Annotated in this window: 23 protein-coding genes; 13 read left to right on the forward strand and 10 right to left on the reverse strand. The window is 64.0% G+C overall.

All coding sequences use genetic code 11. The features are described 5' to 3' along the window. Nucleotides 1-48 precede the first annotated feature (48 nt). Nucleotides 49-2,121: an excinuclease ABC subunit UvrC gene (uvrC, locus tag NHAM_RS16135; RefSeq protein WP_011511539.1), complete on the reverse strand. Its 2,073-nt coding sequence runs from the start codon at nt 2,119-2,121 to the stop codon at nt 49-51. Between the two features lie 291 nt (nt 2,122-2,412). Here uvrC and NHAM_RS16140 point away from each other — a divergent pair, with 291 nt between their 5' ends. Continuing rightward, complete coding sequence (locus NHAM_RS16140) at nt 2,413-3,033, forward strand: outer membrane protein (protein ID WP_011511540.1); 621 nt, start codon at nt 2,413-2,415, stop codon at nt 3,031-3,033. Between the two features lie 160 nt (nt 3,034-3,193). Here NHAM_RS16140 and NHAM_RS16145 read toward each other — a convergent pair whose 3' ends face one another. From NHAM_RS16145 to NHAM_RS16160, 4 genes are all read right to left on the reverse strand, one after another. Next, a complete protein-coding gene (locus NHAM_RS16145) occupies nt 3,194-3,409 on the reverse strand; it encodes a cold-shock protein (protein ID WP_011511541.1) in 216 nt (71 codons plus the stop codon). 256 nt (nt 3,410-3,665) lie between these two features. Continuing rightward, nucleotides 3,666-4,523 carry a 23S rRNA (adenine(2030)-N(6))-methyltransferase RlmJ gene (locus NHAM_RS16150; RefSeq protein ID WP_011511542.1) on the reverse strand — a complete coding sequence of 286 codons (858 nt, stop codon included), beginning with the start codon at nt 4,521-4,523 and terminating at the stop codon, nt 3,666-3,668. Between the two features lie 163 nt (nt 4,524-4,686). Then, nucleotides 4,687-5,358 (reverse strand): ribonuclease T2, encoded by a 672-nt coding sequence (locus NHAM_RS16155; RefSeq protein ID WP_245270073.1) that lies wholly within the window; start codon nt 5,356-5,358, stop codon nt 4,687-4,689. Between the two features lie 136 nt (nt 5,359-5,494). After that, complete coding sequence (locus tag NHAM_RS16160) at nt 5,495-5,950, reverse strand: hypothetical protein (protein WP_011511544.1); 456 nt, start codon at nt 5,948-5,950, stop codon at nt 5,495-5,497. 166 nt (nt 5,951-6,116) lie between these two features. Between NHAM_RS16160 and NHAM_RS16165 the strand changes: the two genes are divergently transcribed. Continuing rightward, nucleotides 6,117-6,407, forward strand: coding sequence for a hypothetical protein (locus tag NHAM_RS16165; protein WP_041359165.1), 291 nt, complete (start codon nt 6,117-6,119; stop codon nt 6,405-6,407). A gap of 113 nt (nt 6,408-6,520) precedes the next feature. Continuing rightward, nucleotides 6,521-7,048 carry a DUF3617 domain-containing protein gene (locus NHAM_RS16170; protein ID WP_011511546.1) on the forward strand — a complete coding sequence of 176 codons (528 nt, stop codon included), beginning with the start codon at nt 6,521-6,523 and terminating at the stop codon, nt 7,046-7,048. Nucleotides 7,049-7,258: 210 nt separating this feature from the next. On the opposite strand, the gene hisS is transcribed toward NHAM_RS16170, so the two are convergent. From hisS to NHAM_RS16185, 3 genes are all read right to left on the reverse strand, one after another. Beyond that, entirely contained in the window at nt 7,259-8,839 is a 1,581-nt protein-coding gene (hisS, locus tag NHAM_RS16175; protein WP_011511547.1) for a histidine--tRNA ligase, read from the reverse strand. A gap of 209 nt (nt 8,840-9,048) precedes the next feature. Beyond that, nucleotides 9,049-10,593, reverse strand: a complete 1,545-nt coding sequence (locus tag NHAM_RS16180) for a TadG family pilus assembly protein (RefSeq protein ID WP_347336415.1) — start codon at nt 10,591-10,593, stop codon at nt 9,049-9,051. Nucleotides 10,594-10,726: 133 nt separating this feature from the next. Continuing rightward, nucleotides 10,727-11,170: a TadE/TadG family type IV pilus assembly protein gene (locus NHAM_RS16185; RefSeq protein ID WP_011511548.1), complete on the reverse strand. Its 444-nt coding sequence runs from the start codon at nt 11,168-11,170 to the stop codon at nt 10,727-10,729. 291 nt (nt 11,171-11,461) lie between these two features. On the opposite strand from NHAM_RS16185, the gene NHAM_RS16190 reads away from it, so the two are divergent. The 3 genes from NHAM_RS16190 to NHAM_RS16200 all read left to right on the forward strand — a co-directional run bounded on the left by NHAM_RS16190 (nt 11,462) and on the right by NHAM_RS16200 (nt 15,233). Then, complete coding sequence (locus NHAM_RS16190) at nt 11,462-12,799, forward strand: aspartate aminotransferase family protein (protein ID WP_011511549.1); 1,338 nt, start codon at nt 11,462-11,464, stop codon at nt 12,797-12,799. A gap of 112 nt (nt 12,800-12,911) precedes the next feature. Then, the gene (locus NHAM_RS16195) at nt 12,912-14,363 is read left to right on the forward strand and encodes an EAL domain-containing protein (protein ID WP_011511550.1); all 1,452 of its coding nucleotides are present in this window, start codon (nt 12,912-12,914) and stop codon (nt 14,361-14,363) included. Between the two features lie 15 nt (nt 14,364-14,378). Next, a complete protein-coding gene (locus tag NHAM_RS16200; RefSeq protein ID WP_011511551.1) occupies nt 14,379-15,233 on the forward strand; it encodes a TIGR01459 family HAD-type hydrolase in 855 nt (284 codons plus the stop codon). A 57-nt stretch (nt 15,234-15,290) separates the two neighbouring features. Here the strand turns inward: NHAM_RS16200 and NHAM_RS16205 are convergent, their stop codons facing one another. Further along, nucleotides 15,291-15,686 (reverse strand): response regulator, encoded by a 396-nt coding sequence (locus NHAM_RS16205; RefSeq protein WP_011511552.1) that lies wholly within the window; start codon nt 15,684-15,686, stop codon nt 15,291-15,293. A gap of 248 nt (nt 15,687-15,934) precedes the next feature. Between NHAM_RS16205 and NHAM_RS16210 the strand changes: the two genes are divergently transcribed. From NHAM_RS16210 to arfB, 7 genes are all read left to right on the forward strand, one after another. After that, nucleotides 15,935-16,918 (forward strand): bifunctional riboflavin kinase/FAD synthetase, encoded by a 984-nt coding sequence (locus tag NHAM_RS16210; RefSeq protein WP_011511553.1) that lies wholly within the window; start codon nt 15,935-15,937, stop codon nt 16,916-16,918. Nucleotides 16,919-17,006: 88 nt separating this feature from the next. After that, nucleotides 17,007-20,006, forward strand: coding sequence for an isoleucine--tRNA ligase (ileS, locus tag NHAM_RS16215; RefSeq protein ID WP_011511554.1), 3,000 nt, complete (start codon nt 17,007-17,009; stop codon nt 20,004-20,006). Beyond that, nucleotides 20,003-20,497: a signal peptidase II gene (gene lspA / locus NHAM_RS16220; RefSeq protein ID WP_011511555.1), complete on the forward strand. Its 495-nt coding sequence runs from the start codon at nt 20,003-20,005 to the stop codon at nt 20,495-20,497. Before ileS ends, lspA begins: the two co-directional genes overlap by 4 nt. Nucleotides 20,498-20,576: 79 nt before the next feature. Further along, complete coding sequence (locus NHAM_RS16225; RefSeq protein WP_011511556.1) at nt 20,577-21,290, forward strand: hypothetical protein; 714 nt, start codon at nt 20,577-20,579, stop codon at nt 21,288-21,290. Nucleotides 21,291-21,397: 107 nt separating this feature from the next. Next, nucleotides 21,398-22,792, forward strand: a complete 1,395-nt coding sequence (locus NHAM_RS16230; protein ID WP_011511557.1) for a M16 family metallopeptidase — start codon at nt 21,398-21,400, stop codon at nt 22,790-22,792. Then, nucleotides 22,789-24,186 carry a M16 family metallopeptidase gene (locus NHAM_RS16235; protein ID WP_011511558.1) on the forward strand — a complete coding sequence of 466 codons (1,398 nt, stop codon included), beginning with the start codon at nt 22,789-22,791 and terminating at the stop codon, nt 24,184-24,186. Before NHAM_RS16230 ends, NHAM_RS16235 begins: the two co-directional genes overlap by 4 nt. A gap of 95 nt (nt 24,187-24,281) precedes the next feature. Next, the gene (gene arfB, locus NHAM_RS16240; RefSeq protein ID WP_011511559.1) at nt 24,282-24,701 is read left to right on the forward strand and encodes an alternative ribosome rescue aminoacyl-tRNA hydrolase ArfB; all 420 of its coding nucleotides are present in this window, start codon (nt 24,282-24,284) and stop codon (nt 24,699-24,701) included. 85 nt (nt 24,702-24,786) lie between these two features. Here arfB and NHAM_RS16245 read toward each other — a convergent pair whose 3' ends face one another. After that, complete coding sequence (locus NHAM_RS16245) at nt 24,787-25,866, reverse strand: IS630 family transposase (RefSeq protein ID WP_081434946.1); 1,080 nt, start codon at nt 25,864-25,866, stop codon at nt 24,787-24,789. Between the last annotated feature and the right edge of the window lie 98 nt (nt 25,867-25,964).

A 25,964-nucleotide genomic window follows, 5' to 3' on the forward strand; every position in this document is an offset into this window, starting at 1 on the left:
AATACGAAAAAAGCCGCCGACTATCATTACAAAATCCAAAATCCACCCTCACCCCGGCCGGGTATGGAAAAAATCGAAGATTTTGCGGGCGCTTTCGGCGCTGATGCCCGGAACCTTGCCGAGATCTGCGACCGAGGCGCGCTCGATTTCCTTCAGGGTCCCGAAATGGTGCAGCAGCGCCCGCTTGCGCGCCGGGCCGATGCCGGGAACCTCCTGCAACCCGGCTTCGCGAATGTCCTTCCTGCGCAGCTTGCGATGCGATCCTATGACAAATCGATGCGCCTCGTCGCGCAGCCGCTGGATGAAATACAGGACGGGATCGCGCGGTTCGAGCTTGATGGCGGGGCGATCCGGCAGGAACAGGGTTTCGCGACCGGCATCGCGGTCGGGTCCCTTGGCGACCGCCATCAGCGAGACCTGACTCAACCCCAGCGCATCGAAAATCCCGCGGACGGCATTGAGCTGGCCGAGGCCGCCATCGATGATCACAAGATCCGGCCATTGCGGCACCGCATCCTTTTCCGGCTCGTCGGCCTTGTCCGGATCGGCAGCTTTCTGCGTCAGCAATCTTTTGAAACGGCGCTCCAGCACCTCGCGCATCATCGCGTAGTCATCGCCGGGCGTCAGGTTCTCGGAGCGAATGTTGAACTTGCGATACTGGTTTTTCAGAAGGCCTTCGGGGCCGGCGACGATCATCGCCCCGACCGCATTGGTGCCCTGGATGTGGCTGTTGTCGTAGACCTCAATGCGTCGCGGCGCGTGCGGCAAGCCCAAAACGGTCGCCAAACCCTGCAACAGCCGCGACTGCGTCGCGGTATCCGCCAGCTTGCGGCCCAGCGCCTCGCGCGCATTGGTCAGCGCGTGCGCGACCAGTTCCTTCTTTTCGCCGCGCTGCGGCATCAAAACCCCGACCTTGTGACCGGCCTTGATCGACAGCGCATCGGCCAGCAATTCGCTCTCCTCGATCCGGTGCGACAGCAGGATCACCTTCGGCGGCGGCTTGTCGTCGTAGAACTGCGCGAGGAACGCGCCCAGCACCTCCTCCGGCGTGAACGACTTTTCCGCGCGCGGAAAATAGGCGCGGTTGCCCCAGTTCTGTCCGGTGCGGAAGAAAAAAACCTCGACGCAGGAATAGCCGCCCTCCTGGTGGATCGCGAACACGTCAGCTTCTTCCACCGTGCGCGGGTTGATGCCCTGCTGCGACTGGATCGCCGACAGCGCGGCCAGCCGATCACGATAGAGCGCCGCGCGCTCGAAGGCGAGGTCGCCGGAGGCCTTCTCCATTTCGCGCGCGAGTTCTTCCTTCACAGCGCGGCTGCGGCCGGACAGGAAGTCGGTCGCCTCGCGAACCAGCGCCGTATAACCGGGGAAATCGATCTCCCCGGTGCAGGGGCCCGCGCAGCGCTTGATCTGGTACAATAGACACGGTCGTGTCCGACCTTCGAAGAAGGAATCGGTACAGGAGCGCACCAGGAACGCGCGCTGCAGAGCGGTGATGGTGCGGCCGACCGCGCCCGCGGACGCGAAGGGTCCGAAATAGCGCCCCGGCCGCGACTGCGCGCCGCGATGCTTGAGGATCTGCGGCGCCCAGTGGTCGCCGGTAATCAGGATATAGGGAAACGACTTGTCGTCGCGAAGTTGCACATTGAAGCGCGGCCGCAACTGCTTGATCAGGTTCGCTTCGAGCAGCAGTGCCTCAGTCTCGGTCTCGGTCGACACGATTTCGATGGTGGACGTCGCCGCGATCATGCGCGCGATGCGCATCACTTGGCCTGTCGGCCGCGCATAGGACGACAGGCGCTTGCGCACATTCTTGGCCTTGCCGACATAGAGTACGTCGCGCGCGGCATTCATCATGCGGTAAACGCCGGGCGAGGTCGGCGCATGGCGAACGGCGTGTTCGATGGCCGCACGCCCGACCGCGAGCGGGCCCTCCGCGATCGCATCAGTGGGCTCGTCCGGAACATCGGGCAGCCGCGCCTCGTCGTCCTCGTCGGTCTCGATGGTTGCGGGATCGACATCCTGGCCCGTCGCCAGTCCCCCGGGGCGCGTGTCCGCTCCGGAACCAGGCGGTTGTCCGGGTCCGGCCGGCTTTGCGGGATCGGAGGAATCGGTCGTCATGTCCCTCAGTTAAGCGATGAAACCGGCCGATGCCAGCGGCGGTGCGCCGCCCCCGCGCAACGCACCGGGCTGGTTCCATGGCAAAGGCAGCGTCACCGGTTCCCGGCGCTGCCATGCCGGTAACACTTTTTTAAGAACAACAGACGGTGGGGGCGTCGTCTTAAGAACCGCTTAACTTAAAACTTTCGATAAACCCTAGGTACGGGATTTCGGATTTCGTAACCCTATGGGTCGGGTTGCGATGTCTCGGCAGTCCCGACGGCAACGACAGTAGCGTGGTGGAGAGTCGAGATGGGCCAGACAACGATCGCAGCATTGGCAGCCGTGGCATCAATGGCGCTGATCGGCACCGCGCAGGCCGCGGATTTCTCTTACCGCTCGCCCTACACCGTCAATCAGCCGCTCAACGCCTATAGCTGGGCCGGCCCCTATCTGGGCGGCAACCTTGGTTACGCCTGGGGCAGCGTCCAGAACAGCGCCACCAAGCCGAACGGCGTGTTCGGCGGCGTGCAGGCCGGCTACAACTGGCAGAGCGGGCCGCTGGTGTTCGGCCTCGAAGGCGACATCCAGGCCAATGCCGCCGACGATATCTTTGCGCGGTGGAAGTTCTCCAATCCGTGGTTCGGCACGGTGCGCGGCCGCCTCGGCTATGCCTTCAACAACGTCCTGATTTACGGCACCGGCGGTCTTGCCTTCGGCGCGCTGCGCGCTGAAACGTTTGGCCTGTCGGAATCCCACACCAATGCGGGCTGGACCGTGGGCGTCGGCGCCGAATTCGGCATCTACCAGAACTGGACCGCGAAGGTCGAATATCTCTACGTCGACCTGTCGAGCAGCAACTTCACCATTACCGACGCTCCCAACAGTTATCAGTTCGGACTGGTCCGCGCCGGCGTGAACTATCACTTCTGACAGATCTGAGGCTGACTCCTTCAACCCGTATCACCCTGATCACGCTGCAATCCCGGCCGTTCACGGCCGGGATTTTTCGTCACGCAACGCGTCGCCGCCCACCACGAGCGCAGCCAAGCTTGACGCACCCTTCGCTGTACGAACGCCGGACAGGTCCAGGTCAGGACGAGATCACGAGATTGACCGCCTTGGGGCCCTTGCCCTTCTTGTCCGGCTCGACCTCGAACGTGACGCGCTGCCCTTCGGACAATTCCGTCAATCCGGCCTGCTCCACAGCCGTGATATGAACGAAGACATCGCGGCCGCCATCGTCCGGCTTGATGAAGCCGTAGCCGCGCTCACCGTTGAAGAACTTAACCGTTCCCGTCATGGACATGGGCAGACTCCTCTCCCCTTGCTGCGCCGCCGCGCCGCCGCGCGCCGGCTCGACCAGACATTCGCTTTCCGGACAACACGGCCATCCCCGGCAATGAAGCCTGCTTCGGCAGCGGGCGCATCAAAAGAGGGCGTCGTCACTCAGCCGCCTCCATTCGCGGAAACGGAACGTAAAGCCAGTCGCAAGGGCGGCAGCTTAATACGGTTCCCTTCGAACTGACTACGACGAAATGAAATCTTGCGAATCGGAGAATGCCTCAGCCCCGGACCGCATCGAGCCTGAACCTGGCGGCCCCGCCCTGACCCAGCGGCTTCTCCAGTTCGGGAAGGATGGCCTTCAACTCGGCCATCAGCGTCCACGGCGGATTGACGATCAGGAGCCCGGCCGAAGTGAGCGGCCCGTCCGCGGTCTGCGGCGCCACGCTGAATTCCAGCCGCAGGCATTTGTCGGCCCCACCACCGGTCGCAGCGCCGACCCTGCGGGCCAGATCGTCCGCAGCCCGGCGGCTTTTCACCGGATACCACAGCAGGTAACTGCCGGTCGGCCATTTCGCGAAGGCCTCGGCAAATCCGCCGGCGAGCCGTTCGAACTCGTCCTTGCGCTCGAACGGCGGATCGATCAGCACCAGCCCGCGCCGCTCCTTCGGCGGCACGAAAGCCGGCAGCGCCACCCAGCCGTCGAGATCGACCACGTTTGCCTGGGCGTCGCGGCGCAGCGCGCCGATCAGGTGCTTGCGGGCGACGGGTTCGAGTTCGCACGCGACCAGTCGGTCCTGCGGCCGCAGCAAAGCGCGCGCGATCAGCGGCGATCCCGGATAGGACCGCAGCAGGCCGCGCTGCGGATTGAAGGCCCTGACGATATCGAGATAGGGCGCGACCAAGGGGCCGACGGCATCCGAAAACCGCGCCTGCATCAGCCGCGCAATGCCGGTCAGCCATTCGCCGCCGCGTCCGGCCTCGTCGCCGGTCAGATCGTAAACGCCCGCGCCGGCATGGGTGTCGATGACGCGGAACGCCGCCAGCTTCTCGTGCAGATAGGTCAGGATGCGGACCAGCACGATATGCTTGATGACGTCGGCGAAGTTACCGGCGTGGAAGGCGTGGCGGTAGTTCATGGCGCTGGTTACGCCATCCCGTAATGAAAGTAACCCGTCATGCGCGCAACGGCTTTGCCGTAGGGGCCATAACCCCAGACATCAGTGACGAGGCGAAGAGATCACCGAGGCACGGGCATGGCATTGCGCCACCTTGCGACGCCTTCAGGATGACGGCGTGCCGCTATCCGCCCCGCATCGGCGGCAGCACCACCTGGTCCCTGCGGCAGGCGCGGCGGTCGATTTCCTCGCAGGCGCGGAATTGCAGGTCCTTGTTCATGCAGATCCGCACCTCGCTGAGCCTGGTCCGGTCGCAGATCACCGCGATCGCGGAATGGCTGAGGCCCGGATTGTCCTTGATGAAGGCCTCCTCGATGGCGTCGGGCGCGATGCTCTTCGGCGCCTCAAGATCGAGGAACTCCGCAGGAACCTTCACCGCGGCGCGCGCTTTGCGGACGGTCTCGAAATAGGCCCGCGCGCCGAGCCCCGAGCAGGTGCCGTGTTTGTCCCACTCGCTGTAGATCAGACCGGGGGCCGGCATCAGGTCCAGCATCGAGGACATGATGCGGCGATCGAGCCGCGGCGCGGGACGCTCGCAATAACCCGGAAAGCCGTGCTCGTATTGCGGCCAAAGGCCGTGCACCACGAAGGCAAACGGCCGCCCGCCGCACTGGGCCTGCTGCGACCGGCTGGTGTTACCGCGCTCCGCAGCACTCGCGCAAAATGACGGCGACCATGACAGCGACAGCACATAGAAATCGAATGCGCCCGGCGCGTTCTGGCGATGGTCCCTTGCCGCCGCGCTGCCCGACCACCCCGCGAGCAGGATCAGCCACGACAGAACAGACGCGGCCATCGCGCGAGACACCCACCTCATGACGCCAAACTCCCAGCCCGGCCGGAATCCGACCCTCGCGCAAGATCCTTTCAAGAACAACGGATCAGGCGACTATAGCATAGCAGCATAGCGGACCGAAGCGGCCGGGAAAACTCTAGGGCTGCGCGGCGCGGCAGCCCGGGTTGTAGGCCCAGTTGCGATCGAGGCCGACGACGCACCATTCGACGCCATCCCCCATGCTGGCAATCCCGCCATCCTCGATGATCGAGAAATGCACGGTGCGGACCTTGCCGTCGCTGACCATCGCGTCGGCGGTGCAGTAGCGGCGCGGGATGTTGTCGGACTGCCAGGGCCGGAACGCCGTTTCATGGACGTTGCCATAGGCCGTGATCCGCAGCGGCGAATTCCAGAAGGTGCTTTCCTTCTCCCAGAATTCCGATGTGATGGTCGGCAGCCCGGCCTCGCAGCCCGCCACCCGTCCGTCATAGCCCGGTCCGAACAGGGGGAAATTGACGGCCTGCGCCGCCGGCAGGGCGGCGAACAGCCCCAACGCTGCGCCGAGCGCCGCGCTGGAGCCGGCTTTCTTCAAGGATGTGATAAGGTTCCGCATGGGAGCATCCGCCGGTGATCCGAGTGTAGGACGGTGCCGCGAAGCCCGTGCAAGGTCAAGTGCGGCAGGGCAACACCCACCGCCTAACTCCATAATGACCGGCTTGCCGTTCTTTTCATGGCCCGCGCGGCGTTCTAAGGTTTGAATCGCAACGATGGAGATGACGATGAGATTGCTCGGAGCGGCTTTGCTGGCGGCGATGACGGGCACGCTGGTTTGCGGACCGGCGCGGGCCGACTGGGTGCCACCGGTCAAGGGCAATGACACCGGTGGAATCATCTCCTATTCGGTGGTCGGGACCAGGGATATCCGCACTATCGCGGTCGATCACTGCGCGCGCTACGGCAAGGTGGCGAAATTCCTCGGCGTCCAGGCCTATCCGGGCGGCTACATCTCGTTCGCCTGCCGCTGGGTGCCCTATGGCCCCGACCAACCTCCGCTGCGGACCCGCTACTGAGCCGGCGACCTGGTAGCGTGAATTTGACATCCGCTATCCATTTTGCGGCGAACCCGGCAAGCGAGATGCGAATGTCAGAACCGGACTACTTGATCCCACCGACGGAGCCTGCGATGCGACGGCCTCTTCGCCTCTCGATTCTCCTGCCGCTGGTCTTGCTGTGCGCCGCGCCGGCATTGGCGAAGGTGCAATTTCCGCTGCGCAAGGCCGGACTGTGGGACATCACGATGGACCACGAGGGCGCCAGAATGCCGGCGGTGACGGTCCAGCAATGCACCAGCCAGGCGGTGGATCGCGAGTTCACTTCGGAATTCGTCCCGTCCGCCAAACAGAACTGCTCGAAGACCGACCTCCGGAAAACCGCAGCCGGCTACGTCATGGATTCGGTCTGCACCATGGCCGGCGCGACCGTGACATCGCACGCCGAGACCTCAGGCGATTTCGACTCCGCCTACACGGTGACGATCACCGCGCGCAGCGAGGGCGGCAAGCTCGGAACCCGCGACAGCAAGATAACCATGGCGGCGAAATGGACCGGCCCCTGCAAGGAGGGTCAGAAGCCCGGCGATGTGGTGATGCCCGGCGGCTTCAAGATGAACATGCGCGACCTCGAAAAATTCAAGGCGATGGTGCCGAAGTGACGCGATTGGTTCAACTCTCCCCGTTCTTACGGGGCGAGATTGATCTTGACCTCAGTCATGGCGGTCTCCCCGTCGCACTTCGTATTTGAACCCTCGGTCATCATCCGCGAAGGCGGATGATCCAGTAACCCGCACCGTCACGGCTGATCACCAGCTTTCCGGCATACTGGTTCCCCGCTTTCGCGGGGAAGACGGCGGGCGGGTGTCGTGTTATCCCCACCTCACACCATGACGCGCGAGCAATTTCTGCACCGCCGCGACAAGATCGCCCTCGCTGACCTCGATCTGCGCCTCGGCCTGCTTCTTCAGATACTCAGTGCGGTCCTCGATCGACGTCAGCCCGGCGCCCGCGATCAGGTCCTTGATCTGCACCTTGCCGCTGGCCTTTTCGTCCGAGCCTTGGATGATCGCGCACGGCGAATGGCGCTTGTCGGCGTATTTCATCTGCTGGCCGAGCGAGTGTTTGGGATTGCCGAGATACAATTCCGCACGAATACCGGCGTTGCGCAGGTCCGCGACCATTTTCTGGTAGCCCGCGATCTCGCCGCCGAACACGGTGACGACCACCGGACCCGGCTGCGGCTTGGTGTCCAGCTTGCCAAGCATGGTCAGCGCGGCCTGCAACCGCGACACGCCGAGGGAGAAACCCGTCGCCGGCACCGGCTCGCCGCGAAACCGCGAGACGAGACCGTCATAGCGTCCACCGCCGCCGACCGAACCGAACCGAACCGGGCGGCCCTTCTCGTCCTTGGTCTCCAGCAGCAATTCAACTTCGTAGACAGGACCGGTGTAGTATTCGAGACCGCGGATAACTGACGTGTCGATCTTTATCCGGTCTTCATTGTAACCTGCGCTACGCACAATCTCTGTTATCGCTCGCAACTCGTCAATTCCCTGCTTGGAGATTGGGTTACGACCGAATTCGTACATGAGCACATCTAGGGCTTGTAAATCCTGTAGACGCCGATGGACCTCGCGAGTGGCGAAGGTTACAAAACCGTCTTGTCCTAAGCGCTCATATTGCTCCCTTAGTATCTGAACAGGCTCCGACATCACGTAGCTAAAAATGGTATTCGCTTGAGAACGACTAAGGTTCGCTCCTACTGTAAAATCTCCGGTTTCATCTTTTCGCCCTGTCCCGAGGAGTGCGTCCACTCCCTCCACGCCTAGTCGATCTAACTTGTCCATCGCACGCAGAATCGTGAGCCAACGTGCATCATCCGTGATGCCAAGCTCGACCTTCATTCCATCAAAAACTTTCCGATTGTTGACCTTCACCACATACTGCCCGCGTGGAATGCCCAGCGCCTCCATGGTGTCGGCGGCCATCATGCACATCTCGGCGTCGGCGGCGGGCGAGGCGCTGCCGACCGTATCGGCATCGAACTGCATGAACTGGCGAAAACGTCCGGGCCCCGGCTTCTCGTTGCGGAACACGTAGCCCGCGCGATAGCTGCGATAGGGCAGCGCGAGGTTCTGGAAATTTTCCGCGACATAGCGCGCCAGCGGCGCGGTGAGATCGTAGCGCAACGAAATCCACTGCTCGTCGTCGTCCTGGAACGAGAACACGCCCTCGTTCGGCCGGTCCTGATCGGGCAGGAATTTGCCGAGCGCGTCGGTGTATTCCATCGCGGGTGTTTCCACCGGCTCGAACCCATAACGTTCGTAAACTTCGCGGATTTTCTCGACCATCCGCCGCGTGGCGGCGATGGCGGCGGGACCGCGATCCTCCAACCCGCGCGGCAGGCGGGCGCGGAGTTTTTGCGGCTTCTTCGCTTTTTTGTCGGACATGGCGCTCGGTTGTAAGTCAGTATCGACTTACAGCCGGGTTACCAGCCGCGGTGCAGGCGGGCAAGTTGGTTTGCCGTCATACGCGGGCTCGACCCGCGTATCCATCAATCTTCCGAGAGTCTTGCGAAGCGGATGGATGGCCGGGTCAAGCCCGGCCATGACGACAAAACTCGAGTGAGGGAGACGAAGCCACGCCCTCTGGTCTGCCTTTAGTTCACCAGCACCGCGCCGTCGCAGCGGACGCCCGAAACCCAGACATCCGCCTGCCCGATGCCGATACCGAGCGCCGCCAAAACCTGCGCCAGCACCTGATCGATCGAGGCGGTGGCGCCGCCGATGATTCCGGTGACGACCGGCCCAAGGCCGGGGATCGGCAAGCCGAGCGGCCCCACCTTCACCTTGAGCGAGAGATCGCCGAGCAGGCTCGCGGTCAGCGATGAGGTGAAGTTGGTCGTCGTCACGGTCTTCTTGGTCTGCGCGGCGATATCGGCATAGCTGAAAGAGACCGAGGTCGGCGCGGTGTTGCCCATTCCGGCATGGGCGCGGCCGGTCACGGTAACCGCGCCGAGATTGACCAGCGTCGCCGCCCCCGGATCGGGCTTGCTGGTGAAGTTGGTCATCTCAGTCGCCGAAACGTTGCCGATCCAGGCATCGACGATGCCCGGCGTCACGCCGAGCGTGACGCTGGACGTACTGACGTCGGGACGGCCGCAACTCACGGCATTCAGCGTCGCGGTGCCCGAGGCCACCTCGACATAGAGCGGAAGATTGACCGCCGACACAGTGCCGCTGCCGAGCAGCGTGATCGCCAGCAGTACGCGGGTCTGCGCGGTGTGCACGCTCGCTCCTTCAGTCCCGACCGTCACCCAGCTTGTCCCTTGCGGATGCTCGCCGATCGTCGCCATGACGGCGACGCTGGCGATACCGGGCAGCCCGAGATTAGCGGAGGCCGCGATCTGGTTGGTGCCGTTGGCGATCGCGCCGGTTGCCGAGAGCAGATCGAGGGCCGAGACGCTGACGCCGGTTTTCGGCTTCGAGCCCGTCGTCATCGACTTGTAGGGGCCGAGGTCGATCAGCGCTCCCGGCGTGATCTTGGTGGTCACCCCCGCAAGCGCCTGCGAGACGCGTGACAGCGCCGCCGTCGCGGCGTTCAGGCCGTTCGCCGCTTGCTGCGCGCTCAACATTGCCGCCACGATGTCGGCGACCTTCACGTTGCCCGACAACACGGAGTCGTAGGTGACGCCGGTCAGGTCAAGCCGCGTCGCTAGCGCGTTGAGGAAATCAAAGGCATCGATATGCGCGTCGATCAGCGCCTGATAGTCCATCGCCGACAACGACAATGTCGTCCCCAACATGCGGCCGAGGATCTCATTGACAAGACCGCCGTTGAGCGCGACGAGCCGCGAGCCGATCGCGAATGAGGCGATCGCGGTGCTCGCCGCCGTGGCCCTGGTGGTGATGTCGAAGTGACTGCGACCCCCGGTGAACATGCGCGCGAAATAGAGTGGTGTCTCGGTGTGCAGCGTCACCCGCGCGGCATTGGCAGAGCCAACCGCAGGCGTCACGAAGCGCGCCTGCGGCGCTAGCGCGGCGTTTGCGGTGTAGGTGCCGGGTTCGACCGAAACCAGCGCGCTCGCCGGATAGCCGTTGGCCGTCACGGTGGCGGCGGCCGCGCCGGTGGCGTTACTGATGTTGCCGGCGGCCACGATGGCCGCGAGGTCGGCGGCGCTCTGCGACTTTGCGGCGGTCAGCATAGATCGAGCCGACATCGACACCGAGCGCGGCGCAGCCGAGTAAGAGCACCATGGACCCGGCCCCCATGATCACGAAATTGCCGCGCGTATCCGAGATGAAGCGCCGAAGCAGGTTTCGCACAGCAAACCTCCCTCAAAAGCCGCCGAACGGGATCGCCGCCGAGCGCGCGATGGTAGAGGTCGGCGCCGGCACGAACGGCAACGTGTAGATGAAGCTGTCCGAGGCGTCGTAGTTGACGGTGACGACGAAGACGTCGCTGCCCGACGTCGCCGCGCTCACCGTGAGATGGCTGGGCTGCAACAGCGGATATGACCCGGCGTTCGCCGTGACATAATTTTCGGCAATGCTGACGCGCTCGGTCTCGCTCAGGCCGGCGACCGAGGAGCGCGCCGCTTCCGCGGCGAGTTGCTGCACGCTGTGGACCATGGTGAGGTAGGCGCCGAACACGACGATGCCGAACACCAGCACCAGAAACAGCGGCAGCAACATCGCGAACTCGACCGCGGATGCGCCGCGGCCGCAGCGCGCAAAGAGCCGAAGATCAAGAAAAAACGGACGTGGCGCGGAACCTGTCATGTGGCTTACTGAGCCATACAACCATTAAGTGTATATGAATCCAATGCACGAAAAACGGCAGTATCTCCGGCTTGCACTTGCGGAACTGCTGGCGCCGTGCGCGACCCGTGCTTCCAACACAATCCGTCCAAACCACGGATGTAGACGCAATAGCGGTGCAAACCGCATTCCGCAGACGTGCAAAAGGTTCTAGTGTGGTGGTTCAGAAGTTCGCTTCATTTTCTCTGCAAGCTCCTTAAGCGGACGCCCGAACCTGCGGCGCGCCTAAAAATAAATAATGAGGGACCACCGATGTTAGACAAGAGCCCCGCCCTCAACGTGCCGAACGATCTCGCCGCGTTCTGGATGCCGTTCACCGCCAACCGCGCCTTCAAGAGCGCACCGCGGCTGCTCGCCGGCGCCAAGGACATGCACTATTTCACCACCGACGGCCGCAAGGTCATAGACGGCGCCGCCGGCATGTGGTGCTGCAACGCCGGCCACGGCCGCGACCAGATCGCGAGCGCGATCGCCAGACAGGCCGAGACGCTGGACTTCGCGCCACCGTTCCAGTTCGGCATTCCGCAGGCCTTTGAACTGGCGAGCCGCATCGCCGAGCTTGCGCCGAAGGGGCTCGATCATGTGTTCTTCTGCAATTCGGGATCGGAAGCCGCGGACACCGCGCTGAAGATCGCGCTGGCCTATCACCAGATCAACGGCCACGGCGACCGCATCCGCCTGATCGGCCGCGAGCGCGGCTATCACGGCGTCGGCTTCGGCGGCACCTCGGTCGGCGGCATCGTCAGCAACCGCAAGATGTTCGGCACGCTGCTCACCGGCGTCGACCATCTGCAATCCACCTACAACCGCGACAAGCAGGCGTTCAGCAAGGGCGAGCCGGAATGGGGCGCCGAACTCGCCGATGAGCTGGAGCGTCTCGTCAACCTGCACGGCGCCAACACCATCGCCGCCGTGATCGTGGAGCCGATGGCCGGATCGACCGGCGTGCTGCCCACGCCGAAAGGTTATCTCAAGCGGCTGCGCGAGATCACCCAGAAGCACGGCATTCTCTTGATTTTCGACGAGGTCATCACCGGCTTCGGCCGCCTCGGTTACGCGTTCGCCGCCGAGCGCTACGGCGTGCTGCCCGACATGATCACCTTCGCAAAAGGCGTGACCAACGGCGCGGCCCCGATGGGCGGTGTGCTGGTGCGCGACACCATCCACGACGCCTTCATGACCGGTCCGGCGAATGCCGTGGAGCTGTTCCACGGCTATACCTATTCGGCGCACCCGCTGGCCTGCGCCGCGGGCCTCGCCACCCTCGATATCTACCGCGACGAAAAGCTGTTCGAGCGCGCCAAAAACCTGGAGCCGAAATTCGCCGATGCGGTGATGAGCCTGCGCAACGAGCCTAATGTGGTGGATATCCGCACCGTCGGGATCACGGCGGGCATCGACCTCGCACCCAACGAAAACGGGCCCGGCGACCGTGGCTTTGCCGCGCTGAGAAGCGGGTTCCATGACCACGACGTGATGATGCGCATCGCCGGCGACACGCTGGCGCTGACCCCGCCGCTGATCGTCGGCGAGGATCAGGTCGGCGAGATCATCGACAAGGTCGCCAGGGTGATTCGCGCCGTCGCCTGAACCACCGGTCCGATTTCGGCGGACAACCTCCAGAAGACCTGCCCGCCGAATCAGCGATAATGATAGTGTGAGGGACCGGAAGATCGCTCCGCGCCGGGAACGTTCACGCCAGATGATCCGTATTTCCACGATTTTCGTTGCCGTCTGCATGGTGCTGGTCTCCGGCTCGCTCGGCCTCGTGCTCTATTCGCTGACGGGCCTGCGCGCGTCGGAAGCCGCCATCGTGGCGCTGGCCACCCTGACCTGCCTCGTTCTCTACAACGCGGTGTCGATGCGGATGCGCGTGCGCGGCGACGTCAATGGACAGATCGCCGATCTGTCGCGCGGCATCGCCGACCTCGCCCGCCAGGTCACCGAATTCGGACGCCGCCTCGCGGCGGCCGAAAGCAAGATCGCCGCGGCGAATTCCGCTGCGTCGGACCGCACTCAATCGGGACTTCAATCGGCACTTGGCGAAATCAACGAACTCGGCGGGCTGGTCAAGCAACTAGCCGCCACGGTTGCCGCCCATGACGACATGCTGGCGTTGTTGCCGTCGGCCGCCGCGGCGCCCATGGCCGAACCTGTCCCGGACACAAAGCCGGCTCACGCGCCGGCACGGGCCGCACCCGCGCCTCCCGCCGCCCGGCCTATTGCTGCGCCGGCCGGCAACGACGCGCAGACCCTGACAACGATCAAGAGCGCCATCGAGGCCAACAGCGTCGATATCTTCCTGCAGCCGATCGTCACGCTGCCGCAGCGCAAGGTGCGTTACTACGAAGCCGTGACGCGGCTGCGCGATGCCCGCGGCGAAATCCTGGCGGCCGGCGATTTCATTCCCGCTGCCGAAGCCGCCGGTCTCATGGGGCGCATCGACAATATGGCCATTTTCCGCTGCGTGCAGGTGCTGCGGCGGCTTCAGGTGCGCAACAAGGAGGTCGGCGTGTTCTGCAACGTCGCCGCGGCGACGCTCAGTAATCCCGCGACGTTCGCGCAGTACCTCGATTTTCTCGAAGCCAATCATGCGCTGGCGCCCTCGCTGATCCTCGAATTCAAGCACAGTACGCTGCGCACTCTCGGCACGACGGAGAGCGAGCACCTCGCCGCGCTGGCGCAGCGCGGTTACCGATTCTCCATCGATCACGTCAAGGATTTGCGGATCGAGCCGCGCGAACTGGCCGATCGCGGCGTCCGCTTCATCAAAATGCCCGCCTCGCTCCTGCTGGACCAGAAGCAGACCTCGACCTCCGATATCCATCCGGCCGACATCTCCGATCTGCTCGCACGCTTCGGCATCGACCTGATCGTGGAAAGGATCGAAGACGAACGGGCGGTGGTCGATCTGCTCGACTACGACGTCCGCTTCGGCCAGGGCTTTCTGTTCGCCGCGCCGCGGCCGCTGCGTCAGGATGCGGCAGAAGACACAGTCGACAAGGCAAAGCCCGTCGCTAATGGCACGGCCGGACCCGGCTGGACCGATGCAACCGGAACCGGCATGATGAAGGCTGGCGCAATCAAACCCGAACGTCCGCCCCGCATGACCGGTAACGCTGCCCTGACGCGCCGCGCCGGCGGCGTGGTCTGAAAGCATCCGACCGCAATGACGGCCCTTCGTTTCATAGAGCATCTGCACGACCTCGCGACCGGGAGGGATGTCGTGCTCAGCGACATCTGGGGCGTCGTCCACAACGGCCTCGTGTCGTTTCCCGAGGCCTGCGCCGCGCTGAAAACGTTCCGCAGCCGGGGCGGCACCGTCATCCTCATCACCAACGCCCCGCGCCCGGCCGACGCCGTGCAGCGGCAACTGCGCAAGTTCGGTGTTCCCGACGACACCTATGACGGCATCGCGTCATCCGGCGACCTGGCGCGCAGCTACGTCGCCGCGCATCCCTCCAAGGCGGTTTACTGGCTCGGGCCCGAGCGCGACAGTTCGATCCACAGCGGCCTTGATCCGGTGTTCGCGCCGATCGAGCGTGCTGATTACATCATCTGCACCGGTCCGTTCGACGACGAGACCGAGACCGCCGAGGACTATCGCGCCATGATGATGCAGGCGCGCGAGCGCAAGCTGCCGCTGATCTGCGCCAATCCCGATATCGTGGTCGAAAGTGGCGACCGACTGCTCTATTGCGCCGGCGCCATCGCCGAACTTTATCGAGAACTCGGCGGCGAGGTGATCTTCTACGGCAAGCCGCACCGGCCGATCTACGTACGCGCCATGGCGCTGGCGCGGGAGCAGCGCGGCAAGGACACGCCACTGAACCGGGTGCTGGCCATCGGCGATTCCGTGCGCACCGACCTCATGGGCGCCCACGCCTTCGGCATCGACCTGCTGTTTTTGACGCGCGGCATCCATTCCGAGGAATTCGCCGGCATCGACCAGCTCGATCCGGCCTCGGTCAAGGAACTGTTCGGCCGTCCGCCGCGGGCGCTGATGCGCGAACTGAAGTGGTGAATACGGGCGTGTTTTCCACCCCCCGCGCTTGCGGGGCGAGGCGAAGAGAGGCGCCGTTTACGCCGGGACGTTGTCCGGAAACACCGCTTCGATCTTGGTCTTCAGCGTCGCCGCGTTGAACGGCTTGACGATGTAGTTGTTCACCCCGGCCTTCTTGGCGGCGATGACGTTCTCGGTCTTGGACTCCGCCGTAATCATGATGAACCGCGTCATCGCCAGATTGGGATCGGCGCGGACTTCCTTGAGCAGGTCGTAGCCCGTCATCGGCTCCATGTTCCAGTCGGAGATCACCAGACCGTATTTTTTGGTGCGCATCTTGTTCAGCGCCGCCGAACCGTCGCTGGCATCGTCGATGTTCTCGAACCCAAGCTGCTTGAGAAGATTCCGGATGATGCGGATCATGGTGTTGTAGTCGTCCACGACCAGAACCGACATCGACAAATCAACCGCCATCTTGAGCCCCCTGCACGCCACATTCTATGTGTGCCGAAAATCGGCCAAAAGCCCGCCGGAGCGGGCCATCCTCGAAGCAAACACCGGCATTCCGCCGGTCGCTCGCCTCTCGGGTCTGCCTTGACGAATAGCACCAGCCGTTAAACAGCGCGTTAACCCGGGAACAGGCGCCGACGTCCTGCGCCACACAACGCCTCGACAGGCCGCGCTTGACTTCAATCGGGCCCCCACTCATCAACGAAACCGTGATGCCCCCCCGGTTTACCATCATCCGCGACACCACCCCCGCCGCCGCGATCCCCAAGGGGTCGGTGGTGGCGATGGGCAATTTTGACGGCGTTCACCTCGGTCACCGCGCGGTGATCGAAGCCGCGCTCGCGATGTCCCGCTCCCGCGGCAAGCCGGCTTTCGCGGTCACCTTCGAGCCGCACCCGCGAAAGTTCTTCAGCCCGAACACCCCACAATTCCGCCTGACCGACGAAACCAGCAAGTTGCGGCTTTTGGCCGGCGCCGGCCTCGCCGGTGCCGTGGTCATGACCTTCGACACTGCCCGCGCCGGAACCACGGCGCAGGATTTCATTCACCATGATCTGATCGCCCGGCTCGACGTCAGCGGCATCGCCGTCGGCTACGATTTCCATTTCGGCAAGGGTCGCGTCGGCTCGCCGAGCCTGCTGTTGAGCGAGGCGACGCGGCTCGGCATCGAGGTCGATGTGCGGCCCCCTGTCGATATCGACGAGCGCCCGGTCTCCTCCAGCGCTATCCGCATGGCGCTGGCGGAGGGCCAGATCGCGGACGCCACCGCCATGCTCGGCGGACCGTGGTTCGTGACCGGCGAGGTGATTCACGGCGAGAAGCGCGGCCGCCACCTCGGCTATCCCACCGCCAATATCCGCCTCGACAAGGATTGCGGCCTCAAGCACGGCATCTATGCGGTGCGGGTCGGCCTCGGCCAGGGAAAGGATCACCGGCGCTTCGACGGCGTTGCGAGCTTTGGCCGCCGTCCGACCTTCGACAACGGCGCGCCGCTGCTCGAAGTCTTCCTGTTCGACTTCAAGGGCGACCTTTACGGAACAGTACTGGACGTGGCCTTCATCGGCTTCATTCGCGACGAGCTGAAATTCGACAGCATTGACGCGCTCATTCGTCAGATGGACGACGACAGCGCCCGCGCCCGAACCCAACTCGCAGCCGCGCCCGACGCATTCCCGAATCTAGGGGTGATCGAGTGACGTCTTCACCTCTCCCCGCTTGCGGGGAAAGGGAAAGACCCCAAGACCGGGTTTCCCCTTCCCGTCAAAACACGCTATTCACCCCGCCATGACCAACAAGCCCCAGAAGTCCGACGCCCCCGATTACGCCAAGACCCTCTACCTGCCGCAGACGGACTTTCCGATGCGCGCCGGACTGCCGCAGCGCGAGCCGGAGATTCTGGCGCGCTGGAACGACATCGATCTCTACGGACAACTCCGCAAGCGCGCGAAGGGGCGGCCAAAGTTCGTGCTGCACGACGGCCCGCCGTACGCCAACGGCAGCATCCATATCGGCCACGCGCTCAACAAGATCCTGAAGGACGTGGTGACCAGGAGCCAGCAAATGCTGGGTCACGATTCAAACTACGTGCCGGGCTGGGACTGCCACGGCCTACCGATCGAATGGAAGATCGAGGAAGAGAACTACCGCTCCAAGGGCAAGGCAAAGCCGAACTTCAAGGATTCCGCGGCGATGGTGGCGTTCCGCAAGGAGTGCCGCGCCTATGCCGAGAAGTGGCTCAACGTGCAGCGTGAGGAGTTCAAGCGCCTCGGCATTATCGGCGACTGGGACCATCCCTACGCCACCATGACCTATCCGGCCGAGGCGCAAATCGCGCGCGAACTGATGAAGTTCGCCGCCAACGGCACGCTCTATCGCGGCTCAAAGCCGGTGATGTGGAGTGTGGTGGAGAAGACCGCGCTGGCGGAGGCCGAGGTCGAGTATGAGGACCACACCAGCGATACGGTGTGGGTGAAATTTCCGGTGACCTCGCCGGCACACGGCGCGCTGGCGCAGGCGAGCGTGGTGATCTGGACCACCACGCCGTGGACGCTGCCGGGCAATCGCGCCATCAGCTTCTCGAACAGGATCGCCTATGGTCTTTACAAGGTCACCGATGCGCCGGCCGACAACTGGGCCAAAACCGGCGATCTGCTGATCCTTGCGGACAATCTCGCCGCTGAGGTGTTCAAGCAGGCGCGGGTCGCGGCTTACGAGAAGGTCCGCGATGTTCCGGCCGACACCATGGATGCAATCGAGTGCGCGCATCCGCTGAAAGGCCTGTCCGGCGGATATGAATTCACCGTCCCCCTCCTGGATGGCGACCACGTCACCGACGACACCGGCACCGGCTTCGTTCACACCGCGCCCGGCCACGGACGCGAGGACTTCGACATCTGGACTCACAACGCGCGTGATCTCGAAACGCGTGGCGTCTCGAGCGCGATCCCTTACACCGTCGACGAGAACGGCGCGCTGACCGCGCAGGCCCCCGGCTTCGAGGGCAAGCGCGTCATCGACGACAAGGGCAACAAGGGCGACGCCAACGAGGCCGTCATCAAGGCGCTGATCGAACGCGGCATGTTGCTCGCGCGCGGACGGCTCAAGCATCAGTATCCGCATTCGTGGCGCTCGAAGAAGCCGGTGATCTTCCGCAACACGCCGCAGTGGTTCATCGCGATGGATAAGGACATCGCCGGCCGCGGTCAGGCCAAGAGCGGCGACACCCTCCGCGCCCGCGCGCTGCAGGCGATCTCCGTCACCCAATGGGTGCCGCCGGCCGGCGAGAGGCGCATCACCGGCATGATCACCGGACGGCCCGACTGGGTGATCTCGCGCCAGCGTGCCTGGGGCGTGCCGATCGCCGTGTTCGTGCGCGAAAAGGGCGACGGCTCCGCCGAAATCCTGATCGACGCCGCCGTCAACAAACGGATCACCGACGCCTTCGAGACGGAAGGCGCCGATGCCTGGTACACCGAGGGCGCGCGCGAGCGTTTTCTTGGGCCGCGTGCCGGCGAGGACTGGAGCAAGGTCGACGACATCCTCGACGTCTGGTTCGACTCCGGCTCCACCCACGCCTTCGTGCTGGAAGATCCCGTGCACTTCCCCGGTCTTGCGGGCATCAAACGCAAGGTCGATGGCGGCAAGGATACCGTGATGTATCTGGAAGGAAGCGACCAGCATCGCGGCTGGTTTCACTCCTCGCTGCTGGAGAGCTGCGGCACCCGCGGCCGCGCGCCCTATGATGTGGTGCTGACCCACGGCTTCACGCTCGACGAGAACGGCCGCAAGATGTCCAAGTCATTGGGCAACACGGTTGAGCCGCAGAAGGTGATCGCGCAGTCCGGCGCCGACATCCTGCGACTGTGGGTCTGCGCGACGGACTATGCCGACGACCAGCGCATTGGTCCGGAAATCCTCAAGAACACCGTCGAGACCTATCGCAAGCTGCGCAACACTATCCGCTGGATGCTCGGCACGCTGCATCACTTCAAGCGCGACGACGAGGTCACGTTCAGCGACGTGCCCGAACTGGAACGGCTGATGCTGCATCAGTTGGCCGTGCAGAGCGCGGTGGTGCGCAAGGCCTACGCGGATTTCGATTACAAGACCGTGGTCGCCAGTCTCGCGGCCTTCATGAACACGGAACTCTCGGCGTTCTATTTCGATATCCGGAAAGACACGCTGTATTGCGATCCGCCGTCGTCCGCGGCAAGGAAAGCCGCGCTCACCATTATCGATTTGCTGTGCGACGCGATCCTGAAATGGCTGGCGCCGGTGCTTTCATTCACCACCGAAGAAGCATGGCGGCAATATCGGCCGGATGCGGAACCGTCGGTGCATCTGACGCTGTTTCCGGAGAGTATCGAAATATTTCGGGACGATGCTTTGGCCGCGAAGTGGGAGACCATCCGCGCCGTGCGCAGCGTCGTCACCGGCGCGCTGGAACGCGAGCGCGCCGCCAAGCGGATCGGCTCCTCGCTCGAAGCCTCGCCGATCGTCTATGTCGCCGACCGCGCGATGCTCGCAACGTTGTTCGACGTCGATCTTGCCGAGGTCTGCATCACCTCGAACTACGAGGTTCGCGAGGGCGACGCGCCGGCCGACGCGTTCCGTTTGCCGAACGTCCCCGGCGTGGCCGTGGTGGTCGAGAAAGCCGCGGGCACCAAGTGCGCCCGATCGTGGAAGATCCTGCCGACCGTCGGCGACGACAAGGAGTATCCCGACGTGTCGCCGCGCGACGCGCAGGCGCTGCGGGAGTGGAAGGCGCTGGGAGTGACCGTGTGACCCCCCTGCGCTCCGGCATCGTCGCAGCGGTCGCGGCGCTGATTGCCGACCAGGCGTCCAAGCTCTGGCTATTGTTCGTGTTCGACATCGGCCATCGCGGCGCCGTCAGGGTTACGCCGTTCTTCGACCTGGTGCTGGCCTGGAACACCGGCATCAGCTACGGCTGGTTCCAGACCGACAGCCCGGTCGGCGCCACGATCCTGCTCGCGATCAAGGCCGGCGCGGTAGTCCTGCTGGCAATCTGGATGGCGCGCTCGCAGACCCGCCTCGCGACAATTGGCCTCGGCCTCATCATCGGCGGCGCCATCGGCAACGCCATCGACCGCTTCGCCTATGGCGCGGTGGTGGATTTCGTCCTGTTTCACGTCCCACTCGCGGGAAAAACCTATAGCTGGTACGTGTTCAACCTTGCCGATGTGGCGATCGTTGCCGGGGTGATAGCCCTGTTGTATGATTCCTTCCTCAGGACACCCGCCGCAAAAGCGCCCTGATCCCGGCCGATAGGGGGCTGCTCGGAATGCCGGCGTCTTCCGGCCGCGATCCTTCGAAAAAATGAACAGGATGAACGCGATGCGCAAGACCGGACGGAACGGTTGGGATGTGCTCAAGGCTTCGGGAATGCTGCCGCGCGGCGTTCTCCTCGCCGCGGTTGCCGCGGGCATCGCCGTCGTACTGTCGTCCGGCGTGGCCCGCGCCCAGGACGACGATGATAGCTCCACCTTCGAGGAGAAAATCATCCACAACCTCATGAGCGGCATCGGCGGCACCAACATGGAAAGCAAAGGCATCGAGTATCGCGAGCGGTCGCCGCTGGTGATTCCGCCCAAGATCGAGTTGCCGCCGCCGGGCTCGACCGCGGCCAGGGACCCGAACTGGCCGAATGACCCCGACGTTCAGCGCCACAAGGAAGCGGTCGCCGCCCGCAAGCAAAGGAAACTGACATCTGAAGAAAACGGCCGCTCGATTTTGCCGAGCAAGCTCGCGGTGCACGGTTCCGGCACCACCTCACGACGGGCCGAGACGGAAGAGCCGGGCAAACCGCAGAACGAGAATCCGTCGCTCAGCCCCTCGCAACTCGGCTTCACCGGCAAGCTTGGCAATCTGTTCGGCGGCAACAAGACCCAGACCGCACCGTTCACGGGTGAACCGGAACGGGAAACACTGACGCAGCCGCCGGCGGGCTATCAGACCCCGTCACCGAACTTCGCTTATGGCACCGGACCGAAGGAAGCCCTCGGCAACACCTATATCGATATCAACAGCGGTAAAGAGCGTACTAACTAACGGTCGCGGCGGCCATCGGACCACGCGACCCTTCGCTCGAAAACACTCTAGCAAAGGACTGGCGGCAACCCGTGACGACTAAAGACAAATTGCCGCCGGTGCACGCCATGACGGCAGTGCGACGATTGACCGTCCGCGCCCTCGCGGCGCTGGCCCTGTGCCTTGCGCTCCTGTTTGCCTTCCCCGAAGCTGAGGCGCAGACCGTCACCTCTCAGCCTCCCGCCACGTTTACCCTGGCCAACGGCCTCGCGGTCGTGATCATTCCCGATCACCGGACGCCGGTGGTCACGCAGATGATCTGGTACAAGGTCGGCTCGGCGGACGAAACGCCCGGCAAATCCGGGCTCGCGCATTTCCTTGAGCATCTGATGTTCAAGGGCACCGCCAAGCATCCGGCCGGCGAGTTTTCCCAGACCGTGCTGCGTGTCGGCGGCGAGGAGAATGCCTTCACCAACTTCGACTACACCGGCTACTACCAGCGCGTACCGCGCGATCAACTCGCGACGATGATGGCGTTCGAGGCCGACCGCATGACCGGCCTGGTGCTGAAGGACGAAAACGTGCTGCCCGAGCGCGACGTGGTGCTCGAGGAATACAACATGCGCGTCGCCAACAATCCCGACGCGCGGCTGACCGAACAGATCATGGCCGCGCTGTATCTCAACCATCCCTATGGCCGCCCGGTGATCGGCTGGCACCATGAGATCGAGAAGCTCACCCGCGAGGACGCGCTTGCCTTCTACAAACGGTTTTATGCGCCGAACAATGCAACGCTGGTGATCGCAGGCGACGTCGACGCGCAAACAATTCGCCCCGAGATCGAAAAGACCTTCGGCCAGGTGCCGCCGCAGCCCGCCATTCCGGCCACCCGCATCCGTCCGCAGGAACCGCTGCCGGTCGCGTCGCGGACGGTCACGCTCGCGGACGCTCGCGTCGAGCAGCCGATGCTGCGGCGCTATTATCTCGTCCCCTCCGCAACCACTGCCGCCGCCGGCGAAAGCGCCGCGCTGGATGTGCTTGCGCAATTGATGGGCGACGGCAGCAACGCCTATCTCTATCGCGTGCTGGTCGTCGACAAGCCGCTCGCCGTCAGCACCAACGCAACCTATCAAGGCACCGCGGTCGATCCGAGCCAGTTTTCGATCGCGGTGGCGCCGAAGCCGGGCGTCGGTTTCCCCGAGATCGAGCAGGCCATCGACGCCGTGATCGCAAATCTCGCCAAAAACCCGATCCCCGCGGAAGACCTCGAGCGCGTGAAGACGCAGTTGATCGCGCAGGCGATCTACGCCCAGGATAGCCAGACGACGCTGGCGCGCTGGTACGGCGCGGGCATGACGGTCGGATTGAGCGTCGACGAGATCAGAAGCTGGCCGGACCGCATCCGCGCAGTGACCGCCGCGCAGGTTCGCGAGGCCGCGCAAAAGTGGCTGGTCAAGACGCGGTCGGTCACGGGATACCTGATCAAGGACACCACGCCGAAGCCTGAGGAGAAGCGGTCGTGAGATGCACCCGGACCGGCGCGGCGCGCCGCCTGCTCGCCGCCTTATGCTTCGCATTGACCTCCCTCGTCGCGAATCCGTCGTTCGCGGCGACAAAAATCCAGCATCTGGTGACGCCGGGAGGGATCGAGGCTTGGTTCGTTCAGGATGCGACCGTTCCGCTGGTGGCGATGGAATATGCGTTTGCGGGCGGCGCGGCACAGGACCCGGCCGACAAGCCGGGCGTCGGCTACATGGTCGCGAGCCTGCTCGACGAAGGCGCCGCCGATCTCGACTCCAGGACCTTCCATGAACGGCTCGACCGCCGCGCCATCGAGCTGAGCTTTACGATCCAACGCGACCGGCTCCGCGGCTCGCTGCGGATGCTCAAGGAGCACAGCGACGAAGCGTTCGGCCTGCTGCGGCTCGCCCTGACTGCGCCGCGCTTCGACAGCAGCGACGTCGAGCGCATCCGTTCGCAGATCATGTCGGGGCTGCGTCGTAACTCGACCAATCCCAACGCACTCGCCGGCCGCAATTTCCTCAAGCTCGCATTCGGCGATCATCCCTACGGCCGCCCGTCGCACGGTACGCTCGAAAGCATCCCGACGATCAAGACCGACGACCTCAGGACTTACGTGCGCCACGTGCTGGCGAGGGACAAGCTGAAGATCGCGGTCGTGGGCGACATCGAGCCGGCGGCTCTCGCAAAACTGCTGGATCAGACTTTTGGGGGCCTGCCCGCGAAGGGCGACCTCACACCCGTTGCCGACGTCGTCGCCGCGAAGCCGCCGCAACGCGCGTTGGTTCCGCTCGACGTGCCACAAACCGTGGTCATGTTCGGCGGCCCCGGCATCAAGCGTCACGATCCGGATTTCATGGCGGCCTACATCGACAACCACATTCTCGGCGGCGGCTCGCTGTCGTCGCGGCTCTATCGGGAGGTTCGCGAAAAGCGCGGCCTCGCCTATTCCGTCTCGGAATCGCTGTTGTGGATGGATCACTCGGCGCTGTTTGCCGGCACCACCGGAACCCGCGCCGACCGCGTCGGCGAGAGCATCGACGCCATCAACAGCGAAATCCGGCGCTTTGCCGAAAGCGGGCCGACCCAGAAGGAGCTAGACGAAGCCAAATCCTACCTGAAGGGGTCGCAGATGCTGGAGCTGGACACCTCCTCGAAGCTCGCCACCGGCCTGTTGCAGTATCAGACGGACGATCTGCCCATCGACTACATCGAGAAACGCAATTCCATTGTCGATGCCGTCACCCTCGACCAGGCCAGGCAGATCGCGAAGCGGCTGTGGGGACAGGGGCTTCTGACCGTGATCGTTGGACGCACGCCACAGGCGGCAGCGCAACCAGCGGCGGCCCAACCAGCGGCAACCCAGCCGGCGGCGCCTCAACCTGCCGCGCACTGACGGCGCGGGCAGGCAAGATCGCGCAAACGGGTTATGGTGCCTTGGCCTGATTCCCGCCATTCCCGCCGTCGGACAGGCGAGGCCTGGTGAGTGGCATGGTGCGGATCACTCGCGATATCGTGATCGACGAAAACGACATCGAGATCAGTTTCATTCGCGCCTCCGGACCGGGCGGCCAGAACGTCAACAAGCTCTCGACCGCCGCGCAATTGCGCTTCGACACCCGCCGCCTGACGCTCGCCCCTGACGTTGCGGTGCGGCTGGCCCGGCTCGCCGGTCAGCGCCTGACCAAGGACGGCGTGATCGTGATCCATGCCCAGCGCTTCCGCACCCAGGAGCGCAACCGCGCCGACGCCACCGACCGCCTGATCGAACTGCTGCGCGAGGCCGCGATCCGGCCGACGCCACGCCGCGCGACGAAACCAACGTTCGGCTCGAAACAGCGCCGCCTCGAGAGCAAGAAGCGCCGCGCCGACGTCAAGGCAAGACGCGGATCGGCCGGATTCGAGGACTAGCGCGGGATAGGGTTTGATTGAATCGTAATTCGTTCTCTGTGAGATTCGGTTATGTTCACGACGAGAGCGATTTTTCAACAGCCTGCTAGTGGATGGAATCTAACACTTGGTGCCCGCGTCTGACGGCTCGGATAATTTTGTTGGGATCGGCAGTCCATGTGAAGGGCTTCGGTTCGGCGTTATGTTCGATTACGAAGCGATTGATTGCAGCCTGCAGGTCGACGACCGATCGGAAGATGCCGCGTTTCAGTCGTCGTTTTGTGAGTTTGGCGAAGAAGCCCTCGACGGCGTTGAGCCAGGATGCTGATGTGGGCGTGAAGTGGAAGGCCCAGCGGGGATGCCGGGCCAACCACTGGCGCACTTTCGGGTGCTTGTGGGTTGCATAGTTGTCGACGATAGCGTGGATTTGCTTTCGCGGCGGCACCTGCGCTTCGACGGCGTTGAGGAAGCGGATGAACTCCTGGTGCCGATGGCGCTGCATATTGCGGCCAATGACGGTGCCGTCGAGGACGTTGAGGGCCGCAAACAGTGTCGTCGTGCCATGACGCTTGTAGTCGTGGGTCATCGTCCCGGCGCGACCCTTCTTTATTGGCAAGCCGGGCTGGGTGCGGTCGAGCGCCTGGATTTGGCTTTTTTCATCGACCGAGAGAACGACGGCATGGGCGGGCGGATCGACATAGAGGCCGACGACATCGCGCAATTTGTCGACGAAGCGCGGGTCAGTGGAGAGCTTGAACTGTTTCACCCGGTGCGGCTGCAGCCCATGGGCGCGCCAGATGCGTTGAACGGAACTCGCGCTGATATCGACGACCTTCGCCATCATGGCCGAGGTCCAGTGGGTCGCCTCTGCTGGCGGCTCGGTCCGGGTGAGCGCCACGACGCGTTCAGCGATGCCCGACCCCAGCGGCGGAATGCGCGAGGGGCGTGTCTTATCGTGCAGGAGGCCGTCATAACCCGCCACCATGAAGCGTTCCTGCCAGCGCCACACACAGGTCTTCGACTTGCCGGTCCGGCGCATGATCTCATGGGTGCCGAAACCGTCCGCGCTCAACAGTACGATCTCGGCCCGCCAAACATGCTTGTGTGGGGTGTTCCGATTCCGCGCCAGCGCCTTCAGATGGCGGCGGTCGGCAGGCTTAAGGGTGATGAAAATTCCGGTTCGCATGCGCCAGACTCGCATGCATCCAGTCAGATGGGAATCCCATCCCGGATTCAAATGTCAGACGCGATCCACTAGACTGCGCCAAGGCTCGAATCGACTTC

The sequence above is a fragment of the Nitrobacter hamburgensis X14 genome, assembly GCF_000013885.1.
Taxonomy (GTDB): Bacteria; Pseudomonadota; Alphaproteobacteria; order Rhizobiales; family Xanthobacteraceae; genus Nitrobacter; species Nitrobacter hamburgensis.